The organism is Paraburkholderia madseniana (genome assembly GCF_009690905.1).
GTDB lineage: Bacteria > Pseudomonadota > Gammaproteobacteria > Burkholderiales > Burkholderiaceae > Paraburkholderia > Paraburkholderia madseniana.
Genome location: NZ_VOSW01000046.1, coordinates 15,912 through 30,180 on the forward strand (window position 1 = coordinate 15,912; position 14,269 = coordinate 30,180).

Annotated in this window: 18 protein-coding genes; 9 read left to right on the plus strand and 9 right to left on the minus strand. The window is 61.1% G+C overall.

Annotated features, from left to right (window positions below):
- The first annotated feature begins 39 nt into the window (after positions 1–39).
- Positions 40–651, plus strand: a complete 612-nt coding sequence (locus FSO04_RS23480) for a lytic transglycosylase domain-containing protein (RefSeq protein ID WP_154562964.1) — start codon at positions 40–42, stop codon at positions 649–651.
- A 63-nt stretch (positions 652–714) separates the two neighbouring features.
- Here the strand turns inward: FSO04_RS23480 and FSO04_RS23485 are convergent, their stop codons facing one another.
- From FSO04_RS23485 to FSO04_RS23510, 6 genes are all read right to left on the minus strand, one after another.
- Complete coding sequence (locus FSO04_RS23485; RefSeq protein ID WP_154562966.1) at positions 715–1,599, minus strand: 4-hydroxy-tetrahydrodipicolinate synthase family protein; 885 nt, start codon at positions 1,597–1,599, stop codon at positions 715–717.
- 2 nt (positions 1,600–1,601) lie between these two features.
- Positions 1,602–1,943: a hypothetical protein gene (locus FSO04_RS23490; RefSeq protein ID WP_154562968.1), complete on the minus strand. Its 342-nt coding sequence runs from the start codon at positions 1,941–1,943 to the stop codon at positions 1,602–1,604.
- 292 nt (positions 1,944–2,235) lie between these two features.
- Positions 2,236–2,607 (minus strand): hypothetical protein, encoded by a 372-nt coding sequence (locus FSO04_RS23495; RefSeq protein WP_154562970.1) that lies wholly within the window; start codon positions 2,605–2,607, stop codon positions 2,236–2,238.
- 235 nt (positions 2,608–2,842) lie between these two features.
- A complete protein-coding gene (locus FSO04_RS23500; RefSeq protein ID WP_154562972.1) occupies positions 2,843–3,103 on the minus strand; it encodes a hypothetical protein in 261 nt (86 codons plus the stop codon).
- A complete protein-coding gene (locus FSO04_RS23505) occupies positions 3,096–3,845 on the minus strand; it encodes a DNA/RNA non-specific endonuclease (protein ID WP_154562974.1) in 750 nt (249 codons plus the stop codon). Before FSO04_RS23505 ends, FSO04_RS23500 begins: the two co-directional genes overlap by 8 nt.
- A 379-nt stretch (positions 3,846–4,224) precedes the next feature.
- A complete protein-coding gene (locus tag FSO04_RS23510; RefSeq protein WP_154562976.1) occupies positions 4,225–4,584 on the minus strand; it encodes a DUF3564 domain-containing protein in 360 nt (119 codons plus the stop codon).
- A 161-nt stretch (positions 4,585–4,745) separates the two neighbouring features.
- On the opposite strand from FSO04_RS23510, the gene FSO04_RS23515 reads away from it, so the two are divergent.
- Positions 4,746–5,420 (plus strand): DUF4410 domain-containing protein, encoded by a 675-nt coding sequence (locus FSO04_RS23515; RefSeq protein ID WP_154562978.1) that lies wholly within the window; start codon positions 4,746–4,748, stop codon positions 5,418–5,420.
- Between the two features lie 54 nt (positions 5,421–5,474).
- Here FSO04_RS23515 and FSO04_RS23520 read toward each other — a convergent pair whose 3' ends face one another.
- Both FSO04_RS23520 and FSO04_RS23525 read right to left on the minus strand, forming a co-directional pair.
- On the minus strand, positions 5,475–7,160 hold the full coding sequence (locus tag FSO04_RS23520) for an acid phosphatase (protein WP_154562980.1): 1,686 nt from the start codon (positions 7,158–7,160) through the stop codon (positions 5,475–5,477).
- Positions 7,161–7,275: 115 nt separating this feature from the next.
- Positions 7,276–7,563 (minus strand): hypothetical protein, encoded by a 288-nt coding sequence (locus tag FSO04_RS23525; RefSeq protein WP_097395004.1) that lies wholly within the window; start codon positions 7,561–7,563, stop codon positions 7,276–7,278.
- A 175-nt stretch (positions 7,564–7,738) separates the two neighbouring features.
- Here FSO04_RS23525 and FSO04_RS23530 point away from each other — a divergent pair, with 175 nt between their 5' ends.
- On the plus strand, positions 7,739–8,710 hold the full coding sequence (locus FSO04_RS23530) for an IclR family transcriptional regulator (protein ID WP_154562982.1): 972 nt from the start codon (positions 7,739–7,741) through the stop codon (positions 8,708–8,710).
- A 2-nt stretch (positions 8,711–8,712) separates the two neighbouring features.
- On the opposite strand, the gene FSO04_RS23535 is transcribed toward FSO04_RS23530, so the two are convergent.
- Positions 8,713–9,789, minus strand: coding sequence for a porin (locus FSO04_RS23535; RefSeq protein WP_168435803.1), 1,077 nt, complete (start codon positions 9,787–9,789; stop codon positions 8,713–8,715).
- 440 nt (positions 9,790–10,229) lie between these two features.
- Here FSO04_RS23535 and FSO04_RS23540 point away from each other — a divergent pair, with 440 nt between their 5' ends.
- From FSO04_RS23540 to FSO04_RS23565, 6 genes are read left to right on the plus strand one after another with little or no spacing between them, the layout of a single operon-like run.
- A complete protein-coding gene (locus FSO04_RS23540) occupies positions 10,230–10,544 on the plus strand; it encodes a non-heme iron oxygenase ferredoxin subunit (protein ID WP_020068683.1) in 315 nt (104 codons plus the stop codon).
- A 1-nt stretch (position 10,545) separates the two neighbouring features.
- The gene (locus tag FSO04_RS23545; RefSeq protein WP_154562984.1) at positions 10,546–10,857 is read left to right on the plus strand and encodes a recombinase-like helix-turn-helix domain-containing protein; all 312 of its coding nucleotides are present in this window, start codon (positions 10,546–10,548) and stop codon (positions 10,855–10,857) included.
- Positions 10,858–10,906: 49 nt separating this feature from the next.
- Positions 10,907–12,004, plus strand: a complete 1,098-nt coding sequence (locus tag FSO04_RS23550; protein ID WP_154562986.1) for an aromatic ring-hydroxylating dioxygenase subunit alpha — start codon at positions 10,907–10,909, stop codon at positions 12,002–12,004.
- A complete protein-coding gene (locus FSO04_RS23555; protein ID WP_154562988.1) occupies positions 11,997–12,773 on the plus strand; it encodes an SDR family oxidoreductase in 777 nt (258 codons plus the stop codon). Before FSO04_RS23550 ends, FSO04_RS23555 begins: the two co-directional genes overlap by 8 nt.
- A gap of 26 nt (positions 12,774–12,799) precedes the next feature.
- A complete protein-coding gene (locus FSO04_RS23560) occupies positions 12,800–13,327 on the plus strand; it encodes a cupin domain-containing protein (protein WP_154562990.1) in 528 nt (175 codons plus the stop codon).
- Between the two features lie 39 nt (positions 13,328–13,366).
- Positions 13,367–14,257, plus strand: a complete 891-nt coding sequence (locus tag FSO04_RS23565) for an alpha/beta fold hydrolase (protein ID WP_154562992.1) — start codon at positions 13,367–13,369, stop codon at positions 14,255–14,257.
- Positions 14,258–14,269: the final 12 nt, after the last annotated feature.

Here is a 14,269-nt window from a genome sequence, read left to right on the forward strand (position 1 = left end):
CCCGGTAAGGTCGATGTACCTCGGTCAGGAAGCGAACCTATGCATGGAAATAGCGCTCTGGATGGTGTCCAGGTACAACGAAACCTTCGCCGCAAAGTCGGCCTGAAGGTGATGTTCGCGGCGATCGTCTTCTCGTTCGCCGCGGCATCGCACGCCGCCGACGTGCAGTCGGCGTTGCCGTTGGCCGCTCCAACTGTCGCGAGCGACGCAATACTAGACGCCGGCTTGCCGGCGCTCAGCGATATCACCGCCATGCTGCGCGCGCAGTTTCGCGTTGCACCATTGGAATCCATGAAGATCGCTCGCGCGGTGTTGATCGAAGCCGAGCGTCAAGCCATCTCGCCGGTATTGCTGCTTGCCGTGATGTCGGTCGAGTCGAGTTTCGATCGCCACGCGGTCAGCATCGCAGGCGCGCGAGGGCTGATGCAGGTCTTGCCCGCTGCGCATCCGCAATTGATTGCGGGCACAACCGACTTATCCGATCCGGCAATCAACGTGCGGATCGGCTCGACCATTTTGCGCGGCTACCTCGATGAAAGCGGCGGCGATCTCGACGCCGCGCTCGTTCGCTACAGCGGTGGTGGTCGCGGTTACGCGCAGCGCGTCGTGCTGCGGATGCAGCGCCTGGACGCAAGTTTGCGCCACGAATGATGAACTCATTCGTGGCGCATTCCTCCTCGGGACCTCTTGTTGTTGCTCCAGCTCTTTAGCGCTTTAGCTCATCGCTCCAGCAAACTCGGCGCGCAGATCCTGCAACCTGTCGCGCGCGGTGCCCAGGCGCTCGACGAGTTGTGCCGACGCGCGCGTGATCGGCATACGCGTTTCGTCGGTCATTGAATGATCGAATGCCAGCATCGCCTTGATCGCGGACGGATTGGGCGCGGCGAACAGCAGACGCAATACGGGCAGCAAGCTGGCGAACAGATTGCGCTCGTCCGGGTCACGATCGGCGCGGATCAATTCCTGTACGGCAACCAGCAGGTCCGAGCAAACATGCGCGCTCGCCAGAATGCCACCTGTGCCGCCGTTGTGCAGACAGTCGTCCAATGCTTCATCGGTGCCGCACAGCACGTTGATCGGCAGGCCACGCAGCTTGCTGAAGTGTTCCTTTTCGCATTCCTTGATTGCGACGATGTTGCTGTACTCGACCAAATGCGCAACCGTTTCAGGCGCGATCGCCACACCTGTTCGATGTGGCACGTCGTACAGAACGATAGGGCGTTCGGTGGCGAGTGCAGCCTGTTCGAAATGCCATTGCACGCCGGCCTGATCCGGACATACGTACGATGGTGGAGACACCAGATAGCCCGCGCAGTCCCAGCGCTCATAGCGCTGAATATCGTGCAGAACGTCGCGCGTATTGGCGCCGCCTACGCCGATCAGCATCGGCAGACGCGAGCCGATCACATCGGTCAGCGCCTGCAAGACGGTGAGGCGTTCGGATTCCTGTAATAAAGCGGCTTCGCCCGTCGTGCTCAAGGCGACAAATCCGCTGATCTCCGTGCGCAGGTAATAGTCCGCGAGGCGCTGCAACGCGTCGACGTCGACTTCACCGTTGCGAAACGGGGTGACGATGGGCAGCCAGATTCCTGAGAACATGATTAGCGCGCCTTTGCGACGGCATGGCGGCGCTTCAATGGTCCGATGAGTGCTGCTGGGAGTGTCGAGATCAGCGTATGCAAGGTGAAGTCGAGGTCGTCGAGCGCAATGTCGAGTTGCACGCGCACTTCTTCGCGCACGGCCTCCGTGCTGACCACATACACGCCGAGCGGCGAATGAAGCAGTGTGCGGAGCTGGCTGCCGGGAAGATCGTGCGGGGGATGAGGCAGGGTGATCTGCAAGCGGGCGCGAGCCGCGGGGAAGGGGATGACATTGTTGCGCTGGACCGGCGGCGCGCTAAGCGGCTGCGTTTCGAATTTGTCGATTGATTGCGTGAGTGCCATTTGATGCGGCGTTCGTTGACGCCATGGTTGATCAAGACAGTTCGAGATTAGACGTGTACGAGTAAACGCAGTGCAAAAATTGGTGTGTCCGCTGAAAAAATCGCGCGGACTAGACGAGTTGCTCGAATTCAACCGGGGGCCGTGCCGGCAAGTTGCGTGAGCTTCAACTGGGCCCATGCGACGCGCCCATAAAAAAAAGGCGAGTCGTGAGACTCGCCCTCCCTGAACGGCAGAGTTCGGCTTCGATTAACTACAGATGCCTGGCCGGTGCGTGCCGAAAGCCGATCACGTGTTATTGCGTTTTCGTCGTGTCGGTCTTTGCGCCGTCGGTTTTTGCCGGGGCATTGCTGGCCTCTTTCGCGCTCTCCGTCTTTGTCTTGCTTGCGCTTGTATCTACAGCAGTCTTCTTGGTGGCCTTATGGGTCTTTGCCGTGTGGCTGGCGGAAGCCTTTTTCACTTGCGACTTCGTTGCGGCCTTGGTCGGCGCTTTGGTCGTGGCGGTGCTTTCGTCCGTGGCGCTGGTTTGCGCGGCGGTGCTCGCCTTCAGATTCGCTTGACCGGCGGGTTGCGTTTGCGCAGGTTGCGCGGCCGCCGGTGCTGCGGTTTGTGCGAATGCGGTCGACACGACGAGAGCCGAAGCGAGAGCAGCGAAAAGCGTCTTCATGATGTAACTCCTGGTTAAACCGGTTGTTCTTTATGTCGCGGCTGAAATGTTTCAGCGCTGCCGGTTTAACGTTGGCCGGAAGACAGCAGTTGACGGCGCTCTGGTGACAAAACGTAACGGCGGATACATATCGGGGTTCTGAATCAGCCTGAAGCGGTTTCACCTCCCAGCTGCGAAGGCGACGCGGAAATCCCGTACCTTCGCGCCTGGGCAATAGCGTGAATGCGTGAATGCGCTATTGAAACGGATTCTGCACGACGCCCGGTTTCGCATCCGGCTCGTCCTTCACCTTCGCCGGCAGATTGGCCTGTGCCTGCAGCGCGGCCACTATCGCATCGATCGCTTCCTTCAGCGCCAGTGCCGCCTTCAACCCGCGCTGGTCTTGCGTCAACTCCAGCGTGCCGTTCAGCACTACGCGCGTGGTGCCGTTGCTGACGGTGAGTGCATCGCCCTGGATGTTGAGCACGTCGTCATCGTTCGAATAGGGTTTAAACACCTTTCAGTCCTCCCGGTCGCTGATCTTTGAGATTCTCCGGAATGCCCGGAAAACGGATGCCCGATGCTGTCTCGAGTTCGTGAATCGTCCTGATGTCGTAGCGGTTGGTCGAGACGTTGTCCACCACCACCGCGAACGCCATCTGCCGGGACGGCACGTAGACCACCTTGAACAATTGAGTCGGCACGAAGACGCGTGTCGGTCCAATGGTCTGCAATTGCTGGCCGCTGAAAATCGGCCCGGTGATGACATAGGTATCGTTGTAAGACATTGCGATCTTACGCACCGACGTTTCGATACGCGCCCACAAGCGCTGATTGTTCTCGCGATTTTGCGGCACGACGTTGGCTAGCGAAAACGATTGTGCCATCGCTTCCTGATTCCAGCGATTGCCTGCCGGACTCATATGACCGCGATCGAAGCCGCTGCGTTTATAGTCCGCGAGCGTCGCGCCCTCACCGTCGGGCAAGCGCGCGTCTTCGAAGAACTTGTTGGTGCGCACCATGTCTTTGGCGGCTTCGATATGGTCGCGCGTCAGATGCTCCGCGGACCACAAGGGACCATGCGTGATACCCGAATGCAGAACCGCGAAATCGCTATAGCAAAGCATGCGCGTTTTCGGCGCCATCTTCTGATTGGTCAGAACCGGCCATTGCGCATTCGGGGTGAACTGGGTGCAGGAGGGTGCCGCGCTCGCGTGAGCGGCAACGGCGAACAACAGACAGGCAAACCACTTCTTCATATGTCAGTCAGTTGATTGATCGGGGGCGCAAGTATAGCGTCGCGAGCCGGTGTCGAGCGACGTGGACCGCAGAAGAAAACGGGGAACGGAAGTGGCTTTTTGCGCAGTGCTCGCAGCGATGAAAATGCTGCGGGCGGAAGAAGTGCACGACGCACGACAAAAACCGCTGCACCAAAAAAAACGGGCCGCTTTGCAGCGACCCTAATGCGTGGAATTCAAACTCTACGTACGCAAACTTAAGACGGACTTAAGCGCGCGGAATGCGGAACGCGGAAATGCGGGCCGACGGTCGAACGCGCACACGAACCCACTCACCACGCGCGCAGGCAGCGCGGTTTGGATGGGTGGAAATTTCGACCGACGAAAAAAGCGCCGAAACCTAATTGCCGAAAACACTGTGTTCGGCGTGCACATTCTGGCGATCGACAGCTTGCAAGCGCCAGAAACCGCTGGTCGGCGCGTGTGTCGGCAAGGCTGTCCACGCTGCGGCACCTTGCGCCGCGCTCACGCGTTGTTTGCGATCGACGTGCAATCCGCGCAGCGTGCACAGCGGCGCATCCGTGCTCGGCGCACAGAGGGTCGTCACGCCATTGTCGTCGTGTAACTCGCCCCACGGGGGCAGATCGATCCCTTGATGCGCTTCCCTCGACCACCGATGTTCGTCGGTGTCGAGCCATAACACAGCGTAGTCGTGGCTGACGGTGGGATCGGAACCGTTGATGAGGATGGTCAGGCGCATGGCAGTTCCGTACAAATTGCGAAGTAATGCTTTATCAGTCTATGTCGCGACGCGTGTTATGCAAGGCGAAAAGGCGCGGCGATCGGGCACGAAAAAACTTACGCCCCGCGCGCATGGCTGTACGATAGCCGCGTCTGAAAGACATTTCGTGGAGGCGGGCCATGCTGCGTCGATTGCTGCAACTCACGATGGTGGCGGGATGCCTCGGTGCGATATCGACGCTCAGTGCAGCCGCGGACAGTCCCCCCTTCGCCGCGCCCGCGCCGATCGTCTATGTGTCCGACTTCGACCTCGACGTGGCCAACGTGACACCTGACAGCGGACCGGGGCAACGTGTGCGCCGCCTGCGCGGTCTGTTGCCGAGTGGTCCAGGACCGATGGGCAAGGACAAGAATCCGCAGGACCACGCTAAGGACATCGTGAACGAGATGGGGGACGCGCTGACTGCGGACCTGAAAAAAGGCGGTGTCGACGCGCGCCGTATGGCGCCCGGCCAACCATTACCCGCAACGGGTTGGCAAGTGCGAGGCGTGTTTCTGAGCGTCGACGACGGCAATCGTCTAAGACGTGCGATGGTCGGTTTTGGTGCGGGTCAGAACAATATTCAAGTGGCCGTGTCGTGCGACAGCCTGGCGACGGCCGGTTTGCCGCCGCTCTATGAAGCCGTCGAAGAAGCCGACAGCAAGGGAAAGCCGGGCGCGGCGATCAAACTCAATCCGTACGTGATCGCGGCGAAGTTCGTGATGGCGAGCGGTGACGAGAAGAAGACGATCAAAAAGACCGCGCAGCAGATCTCGGATGCAGTGATTGCCAAGCTGCACGGGGTCGCGCAGTGATTGATGCACTGCTGCCCACCCCGACGTAATAGGCAAATGCGATAGGCAAGCGGCTCAGGCCAGATCCAGCGTACCGGTCAAATCGCCAAGCGGCGCCAAGCCATTCTGCGCAAAAGCCCGATCGCGCAGGACAACCCCATCGAGCGGCGCCAGTCCATGCACGCGGCTAATCAGGCGAAGAATCGAATTGGTGTCGTACACCGTATGATCGACGTACCCCTTCTTCGCCAATGGCGAAATCACTAACGCCGGAACCCGCGATCCCGGCCCCCAGCGATCGCCCTTCGGCGGCGAGACCGGGTCCCACCAGCCGCCGTTCTCATCGACCGTGACGACTACGACAGTATTGGCCCACTGCGGGCCGCGCTGAATATGTTCGATCACATTCGCGACGTGACGGTCCCCCGATGCGACATCCGCATACCCTGCGTGCATGTTCAGATCGCCCTGCGGTTTGTAGAACGTCACGGCCGGTAACCGCCCCGCGTCGATATCGGCGATCAGACGATTGGTGGACGCGTCGTCGCCGAGGCCTGCGTCGCGCAGATACTTGCGCCGCGCGGCGGTGCCCGGCGCGTAATTGGTGAAGTAGTTGAACGGCTGATGGTGGTACTGGAAGTCAGGCACCGCGCCCGTGTCCTGATGCTCCAATGCGTACTGCCACGCACCGCTGTACCACGCCCAGTCGACGCCCTTGTCCGTCAGACGGTCGCCGATCGTCGCGTAGTTTTGCGGCGGCATCACGCGCGGATTCGACGGGTCGGCGAGCGCGGGATTGCCGCCTTCGGCCGGCCGCACGCTGCTCGGTTGGTAGGGCGGCGCCATCGTGTTGACGGCGTAGCCGTCGGCGGTAAACGCGCCGTCGTTGACGAATTTCGGCGGACCGTCGAGCGCGGACGCCGGCGAATCGGCCGCCACCTTGAGCCGTGTGCCGGTCGGATCGTCGCCTTCCACCACCGAGACCATCTTCTTCGCCGGACTGTTGTGGATGTCGGGATAGAACGGTGCCTGCGCGGAGATCAGGAAGATGTGGTTCAGCCACGAACCGCCGAAAGCCGCCATGAAGAAGTTGTCGCACAGCGTGTATTGCTGCGCGAGGTTCCACAGACGCAGCGTGTCGGCGGAATTGCGGTAGTGCCCCATCACCAGGCCACCGGCGTCGCCCCATGCAGCGAACTGATTGTTGCGCCCGGCGTTGATCTGCATCTGGTTCTGATAGAAGCGATGCACAAGATCGCGCGTGATCACACCATTCGGCAACGGTGCGCCTTGCGCGTCGGTAATATGGAACGGGCCGTTGCGCAGGTTGGCAATATCCTTCTGACCGATCATGTAGCGTTTGCCGTCCACCTCCTGCGCTTGCGGCACGAGGCCGCCCCAGATTGCCGGCAGGCGCGGCAGCGGCGTCTTGCCGTCGCGGTCGAGTTGCAGATAACGCTCGGCGCTCACCGCATCGAGCGGATACTGGACGCCGGGAAAGTTGCCGTACAGATTCGCGAAGCTGCGGTTCTCGGCGTAGATCACCACGATCTGCTTGACCTGGTCGCGTAACGCGGCGTCGAGCCGCATGTCGGCGACACTGCGCGGCGCCAGGTCGCTCGCGGTACTTTGGTCAGTCTTGCACCCGGTTAGTGCCAGCCCGATGCCGAGCGCCGCGAGTCCGGTCAGGACACGGCGGCGTTCAGGATCGTCGGGGGTGTCGTCGGGGTTCGGTGGCAGGGTGGAGTCGTTGTCTGTCATCGGTATCTTTCGGAGTTTGCGTGACGGGCGCTCCACAGCCAGAAAGCTAGCGCTCGGGGCGGCGTGCGCGCGGCACCGGGTTCAGAATCGAGGTGGCCGGAAGGTTCCGGTACGGCTAGGGTAATCGTCGCTTCACGCGCCAACTGATGTGCGTCGAGTCGACGGCGAGCAGAAGCCAATGTCGGGCGTCCACTGGATGACGCCGCTGAGTAGCGTAACCGTCAACGGTCAATTCGAGTTCATCGAAAGTCCGCCGATGGCAAGTGGCATGCGCGCCGGAACCGTCCGCGAATTCGACTATCGCCGCGGCCGCGCGGGCCGGCTCGGGCAGGTGCGCGATTTGCACTGCGCAGCCCGGATATAGATGTGAGTCGGCAACCTGGATCTGGACGGAATCGGACATGGGTATGGCCTCCGGACGCCTGGCGGGAGCCAAAGCGCGGCAGTGAGACCTCGCGCAATGGACCGCATCAAAGCATAGCACCGCGCGAAACGAAAATGACCGCCGTGTGCTTCGCGCTATCATGTTGATCTGTATCCGATGAACAGCAGAGACAACGGCAAAGACGGCAGCCAAGATGGCAAAAGAAGAGCAGACAGGAGCGGGACGCAAGCAAGCGAGGCCACGCGGCGCGACAGTTTCGACTCCACGAGACGACGCGGCGCGGTCCTTGGCGGACGGCGCCGATTCCCCCGATTCCACCGATGAAGAGAGCACCGGCGGATCGACTTATCTCGTGCCAGGGCTGGAGCGCGGCCTGCGCATCCTCGCCGAATTCAGCGCGCGCGAGCCGATTCTGGGCGCGCCCGAATTGTCGAAGCGCATCGGCATTCCGCGCACCACTACATTTCGTCTGCTGCAAACGCTCGAAGCTTTAGGCTTTCTCGAGCGCGTGAACGGCGACCGTTATTTCCGTTTGAGCGTCGCGGTGCTGCGGCTCGGTTTCGAATATCTGAGTTCGCTCGAACTGACCGACGTCGGCACGCCGATTCTCGAACGTTTGCGCGACGCGACCGGCCTCAGCACGCATCTGCTGATCCGCGACCAGCGCGACGTGGTGTTCGTCGCCAAAGCGCAAACCCATGAGCCAATGTTCAGTTCGGTGAAGGTGCATGTCGGCACACGCTTGCCCGCGCATGCCACGGTGCACGGTCAGGTGCTGATGGGCGATTTGAGTTTCGAAGAATTGCGCCAGTTGTATCCCGAGCCGCAGCTCGAACGGTTCACCGAACGCACGCCGGCGACTGTCGAAGAACTGTACGGAAGAGTGCGCGAAAGCGCGGCGCTCGGCTACGCGTTGAGCGAAGCGTCTTTTGAACGTGGCATTTCAGTAGTGAGCGCGCCGGTGCGCGACCAAAGCGGCAAGATCACGGCCGCGTTGACGGTCACCATTCCCCGTTCCGATATCGGCGAAGCGGAAGAACGCGAACCGCTCATCATCGCGGTTTGCCAGGCGGCGCTCGAATTGTCCGAGCGGCTCAGCTATCGTCCGCGGCCGGATGATCCGACCGCGGCTCAAGCGCGTCGCAGATCGGTTGCGGCGAACTGATATCAGAACGAGTGGTGGATACCGGTCAGGAAAATCGTCTGGTTCCGGCCGCTCGACACACCCGCCGTAAAGAACGCGGCGTCCGTATTCGAGCCCGCGCGCTCATACAGCGCATTCACATACAACTGCGTCGACTTCGACAGCGCGTAGATATCGCCGATCTCGAACTGCGTCCAGCGATGGCCGGCCATCGTCGTGGTCGCGGCACCGCCGGCAACGCTGTTGAACGGCGTGAACTGATAATTCGCGCCCACGTCGTAGCTCTGATACGTGTCCGAATGGCCGGACGATTCCAGCTTCACACGCGTGTACAAACCATGCACGAGCAGCTTGCCGAACTGGTATGACGCGCCCGCGCCCATGTTCTGGACCTTGCCCGCCGTGTAGTTAGCCGCCGCGACACCCTGGAAGCTGGTGATGCCCGTCGTCACGATCGACGGCGTACGGTCGTGCTCATTCGCATAGGTCGCGCCGGCCTTGAACGGACCGTTCGCATAGCTAAGCGCAAAGCTCAGTGTCTTGCCGGTCGAGAAGTTGGTCGTGTTGCCGAGACCCATCATCGCGCCGACCGAGAAACCGGCGAAACTCGCCGAGCGGAACTTCACCGAGTTGTCGAACGGCACCACGCCGGTGTCGGCGAGTTCGTCGATGTTGCCCGGGTGGAACGCGTACCAGCTCGCAGCCTGATAGGCCGTGCTCAGCGGACCCAGCACGTCGAAGCTGAAGGGCGTCTGATGGCCGAGTGTCACCGTGCCGAACTGGTCCGAACTCAATCCGACAAAAGCCTGGCGATTGAACAGCGTGCCCGCCTTGGCGAATGCCCCCGTGTTGGTATAGAAACCGTTTTCAAGTTGGAAAACCGTCTTAAGACCACCGCCCAGATCCTCGACGCCCTTCAGGCCCCAGCGGTCCGGCTGCATGTTGCCCTGCTCCTCGATCCACTTCGAATGGCCACCCGCATTGCTGATGTACGCAATACCGGCATCCAGGCTGCCGTATAACGTCACGCTGCTTTGCGCCCAGGCGCCAGTCGTTGCGCAGATTGCCGTCAAGCCGGCCGCCGCAATGATGTGCTTCACCGTTGGTTCTCCTGATCACACGACGGATAGCTCGCGCCGATTTCGTCGTCCCTGATCCTTGCTTTGGGTTGAATGCAGCTTCGGGTTTATGCGCCAAAACTGCTCCGCTTTGTGTTCCATATATGGGCATTTGTATCGCCTATGGAAAATTATAGTGAGTCTGGAAGCGGCCAAAATAAATTTTCGGACCCCGTACAAACCCGCATGCGGGCTGTTGCATTTGTCTGAAAATTATGGGCAAACCCAAGCCCAGAACGGCTCTCAAGCAAACAGGACCATTCACGTCAGTTCACGCAAAGCCGTGTTGTGAACGCCACAGTCGGTGTTTTCCCCTACCAGCCCAGATTTTTATTTTCTCGAGCCAAAGCCCCTCCTATAATTATCCATACACGAACTGCTGTTCCTTATATGGAACATAAGGCTTCAGGAGAAGGCGAGAAATGACTGAACAATGGCGCTGCGCCGGCCATGCCGGTGACCTGTCCGAAGACGCGCCGCTCGAGTTCAAACTCGACGGCACCGAAATCGGCATCTACAAGGTGGGCGATGCGCTGTATGCGCTGGAAAACGTCTGCCCCCATGCGTACGCGCTGCTGACGCAGGGCTTTGTCGACGGTGACACCGTCGAATGCCCGCTGCACGAGGCCGTGTTCCATATCCCGACCGGCAAATGCCTGAAAGAGCCGGGTGGCCGCGACCTGAAGATGTACTCGGTACGCCTCGCCGGCGAAGAAATCCAGATCAAGGTGGAATGACATGCGAGAACAAACCGTGAACTTCAATCCCTTCCTGAAGCCGTGGCTCGCGCCGCAGCCGAACAACGTTGCCGGCAAGGGCGTGATCGAAAAGCCGGGCGAGACCGAAAACTTCATCTGGCAAACGCGCAAGGCTGAGCCGACCCAGTATGAAAACGACTTCGGCGATGCGTTGGAAAAAGTTTTCGAAGCCGGCGCGAACGAGTTACAGGAAGTTGTCGACGGTTTGAACCGCGTGGGCTTTCGCACGCCGGAAGGCAATGCGTGGGACGCCGATCGCCTTGCCGCCGAATTCCGCCTGCTCGCTGAATAAGCGCGCTCTCCCGCACACGTCTCTTCGCTTTCGCATCCGGAGTCTCTTTATGACGTCCCCCAATACAACGACTCAAGGCGCGGCCGACCCGATTCAGTCCTATCTGAACCGTGGCCTGCGCAACTACTGGTATCCCGTTGCACCGAGCTGGCAAGTCGGCGACGCGCCGGTCGGCGTCACGCGCCTCGGCGATCAGATCGTGCTGTGGCGCGACAAGGAAGGCAAAGTCCGCGCGCTCGAAGACCGCTGCCCACACCGCGGCGCGCGTCTGTCGCTCGGCTGGAACCTCGGCGGCAGCGTCGCGTGCTGGTACCACGGCATTGAAATCGACGGCGGCGGTACGGTCACGAAGGTGCCGGCTGTCTCGAACTGCCCGCTGGAAGGCCAGAAGTGCGTGAAGTCATATCCGGTCGAAGAGCATGCCGGTGCGATCTTCCTGTGGTTCGGCGACGAAGCACATAAGGAATCCGCGCCGCTCGTGCTGCCGGAAGAACTGGTGGGCGACGAGTACGCGAACTTTCTGTGCATGTCGAACTGGAAGTGCAATTACCAATACGCGATCGACAACGTGATGGACCCGATGCACGGCGCCTATCTGCACGCGACGTCGCACTCGATGGCTGAAGGCGACAAGCAGGCCGATATGCGCGTGCGCAAGACCGAAACCGGTCTGATGTTCGAAAAGGTCGGCCAGCGTGACGTGAATTTCGACTGGGTCGAGCTCGGCGAAACCGGCGCGCTGTGGATGCGCCTCGCGATTCCGTACAAGAAGAAGTTCGGCCCGGGTGGCAACTTCGGGATCATCGGCTTTGCTACGCCGGTCGACGAAAACAATTGCCAGGTTTACTTCTGGCGCACGCGCAAGGTGTCGGGCTGGCAGCGCGACGCATGGCGCTTCATGTATCGCAATCGGCTGGAAGGTCTGCACTGGGCCGTGCTGGAACAGGACCGCTATGTTCTCGAAAGCATGGCGCCGAATGCACGCGAGCACGAATTCCTCTATCAGCACGACGTCGGCATGACGCGTGTGCGCCGCATGTTCCGTCAGCGCGCGCAGCAGCATTTCGCTGAACTGGACGCGTATCACGCTCAAGCCGCTCAGGCCGGCGCCGCGCACACCGAAGCAGCAGGCCACAGCCATGCATAACGAAGCGTCCCCGGCATTGGCTGCACTCCAAGGCAGGCGCGTTCTCGTGACGGGCGGCGCGCGCGGCCTCGGCGCGGCGTTCGTTCGCTCGCTGGTGCAAGCCGGCGCGCAAGTCGCGTTCGGCGATGTGCTGCATGACGAAGGCCGGGCGCTCGCGGCGTCGCTGGTCGAGCAAGGCCATGCAGTGACGTATCTGCCGCTCGATCTCGCCGACCCCGCCAGCATCAAGCAGTTTGCCGATCGGGCCGCGGCTCAACTCGGCGGGCTGGACGCGCTGATCAACAACGCAGCGATCACCAACTCGGGCGGCAAGTTCGCCGACGAGTTGTCGATCGATACGTGGGACGCCGTGATGAACGTCAACGTGCGCGGCACGTGGCTGATGAGCACCGCCGCATTGCCGTATCTGCGCGACTCGGGCCGCGGCAGCATCGTCAACATCGCGTCGGATACAGCGATGTGGGGTGCGCCGAAGTTGCTCGCGTATGTCGCGAGCAAGGGCGCGGTGATTTCGATGACCCGCTCGCTGGCTCGCGAATTCGGCGCACATCAAGTGACGGTCAACGCCATCGCACCGGGTCTCACCGAAGTCGAGGCCACCGCCTACGTGCCCGCCGAACGTCATCAGTATTACCTGCAAGGCCGCGCGCTCACGCGCGCACAAGTGCCCGACGACGTCACTGGGCCCGTGCTGTTCCTGTTGTCCGATGCCGCGCGCTTCGTGACTGGCCAGTTGCTGCCGGTCAACGGCGGCTTCGTGATGAATTGATCTTGTCGAATCGAAAGGAGAAAGAGATGGCGGACGCCGATATCGAACGCAAATCGTGGGAACAACCCGCGGACGCGAGCTTTGCACAATGGTTGGACAGCCGCGTCGCGCGCCTGGAAACGCGTCGTTATGACTGGGATGCGCTGAAGTTCCAGGCCGACTACGACCCGAAATATCGCCGCGCGCAAATGCGCTATGTGGGCACGGGCGGCACGGGCGTCGCGAAGGACATGAACACGGTGCCCGCAGGCGGCTTCACGTTTTCGACGATGGTGATCCCGGCCGGCAACATCGGTCCGAGCCATATCCATATGGATGTCGAAGAAATTTTCTTCGTGCTGCGCGGCAAGATGAAGGTGATCTGCGAGAAAGACGGTGAAACGTGGGAAGCCGTGCTCGGCGAGCGCGATCTGATCTCGGTGCCGCCGGGCGTGTATCGCACGGAAGTGAATATCGGTGAAGAAGATGCGTTGATGTGCGTGATGCTTGGTGCAGCCAAGCCGATTACGCCGACGTATCCGCCGGATTCTCCTTTGGCCAAGCTTAAGCGCTAAGCCCTCAAGTTCGCTTTGAAAACACCCGCGAAGGAAATCATGTCCGCAGTCCCGTCCACTACCGTCGATCAGAACGCTACGCTCGAAGCGCGCCTTGCACGCTTTCCCGCGCAGCAGATCTGGCTGGCATCGCAACGCGCGGTGAGCTATCGCGACGTGGATGGCGCCGAGAGCGAAGCACTGCCTTTGGTGCTGCTTCACGGTATCGGGTCGGGTGCGGCTTCGTGGGTGCAGCAGTTTGAAGTGCTGGGTGAGACGCGCCGTGTGCTGGCGTGGGATGCGCCGGGGTATGGCGCATCGACACCCGTAGAAGCCGATTCGCCCGTAGCAAGCGATTACGCGACTGTACTGAAGGAATGGCTGGACGCGCTTGGCATTGAACGCTGCGTGCTAGTGGGTCATTCGCTTGGCGCGATCATCGCCGGTGCATTTGCTGTGGCGAATCCGCAGCGCGTGGGCGGCTTGCTGTTGTTGTCGCCGGCTGGCGGTTATGGCGCTTCGCCGGCGGAAGTGCGTGAGACCAAACGCGATCAGCGTCTTGCCATGATTAACGAACTCGGCCCGCAATGTCTCGCCGAAAAACGCAGCACCAATATGTTGTCCACCCACGCGAGCGACGAAGCCCGCGGATGGGTGCGTTGGAACATGTCGCGCGTGATCCCGCAAGGCTATGCGCAAGCGACGCATCTGCTCGCCAACGCCGATCTCGGCAGCGATCTCGCGCGCTACAGAGGCCGCATCAGCGTCGCGGTCGGTGCCGAGGACACCATTACGCCCCCCGAAGCCTGCGAGCGACTTGCTCTCGCCGCCGGCACCAAACTGCAAGTCGTGCCGCGCGCCGGGCACGCCGGCTACATCGAAGCACCCGCCGCGTACACCGCGATCATCGACACGTTCTGCCGCGCAAGCGACGGACAACGGAGCCAATGAATGACGTCCGAC

Excerpts from the sequence above, each read along its gene's own strand:
- FSO04_RS23490 (WP_154562968.1), bottom strand. The coding sequence starts at position 1,943 with ATGGCACTCACGCAATCAATCGACAAATTCGAAACGCAGCCGCTTAGC.
- FSO04_RS23540 (WP_020068683.1), top strand. The coding sequence starts at position 10,230 with ATGACTGAACAATGGCGCTGCGCCGGCCATGCCGGTGACCTGTCCGAA.
- FSO04_RS23485 (WP_154562966.1), bottom strand. The coding sequence starts at position 1,599 with ATGTTCTCAGGAATCTGGCTGCCCATCGTCACCCCGTTTCGCAACGGT.
- FSO04_RS23525 (WP_097395004.1), bottom strand. The coding sequence starts at position 7,563 with ATGTCCGATTCCGTCCAGATCCAGGTTGCCGACTCACATCTATATCCG.
- FSO04_RS23505 (WP_154562974.1), bottom strand. The coding sequence starts at position 3,845 with ATGAAGAAGTGGTTTGCCTGTCTGTTGTTCGCCGTTGCCGCTCACGCG.
- FSO04_RS23555 (WP_154562988.1), top strand. The coding sequence starts at position 11,997 with ATGCATAACGAAGCGTCCCCGGCATTGGCTGCACTCCAAGGCAGGCGC.
- FSO04_RS23530 (WP_154562982.1), top strand. The coding sequence starts at position 7,739 with ATGGCAAAAGAAGAGCAGACAGGAGCGGGACGCAAGCAAGCGAGGCCA.
- FSO04_RS23565 (WP_154562992.1), top strand. The coding sequence starts at position 13,367 with ATGTCCGCAGTCCCGTCCACTACCGTCGATCAGAACGCTACGCTCGAA.
- FSO04_RS23520 (WP_154562980.1), bottom strand. The coding sequence starts at position 7,160 with ATGACAGACAACGACTCCACCCTGCCACCGAACCCCGACGACACCCCC.
- FSO04_RS23480 (WP_154562964.1), top strand. The coding sequence starts at position 40 with ATGCATGGAAATAGCGCTCTGGATGGTGTCCAGGTACAACGAAACCTT.
- FSO04_RS23515 (WP_154562978.1), top strand. The coding sequence starts at position 4,746 with ATGCTGCGTCGATTGCTGCAACTCACGATGGTGGCGGGATGCCTCGGT.
- FSO04_RS23550 (WP_154562986.1), top strand. The coding sequence starts at position 10,907 with ATGACGTCCCCCAATACAACGACTCAAGGCGCGGCCGACCCGATTCAG.
- FSO04_RS23495 (WP_154562970.1), bottom strand. The coding sequence starts at position 2,607 with ATGAAGACGCTTTTCGCTGCTCTCGCTTCGGCTCTCGTCGTGTCGACC.
- FSO04_RS23560 (WP_154562990.1), top strand. The coding sequence starts at position 12,800 with ATGGCGGACGCCGATATCGAACGCAAATCGTGGGAACAACCCGCGGAC.
- FSO04_RS23510 (WP_154562976.1), bottom strand. The coding sequence starts at position 4,584 with ATGCGCCTGACCATCCTCATCAACGGTTCCGATCCCACCGTCAGCCAC.
- FSO04_RS23545 (WP_154562984.1), top strand. The coding sequence starts at position 10,546 with ATGCGAGAACAAACCGTGAACTTCAATCCCTTCCTGAAGCCGTGGCTC.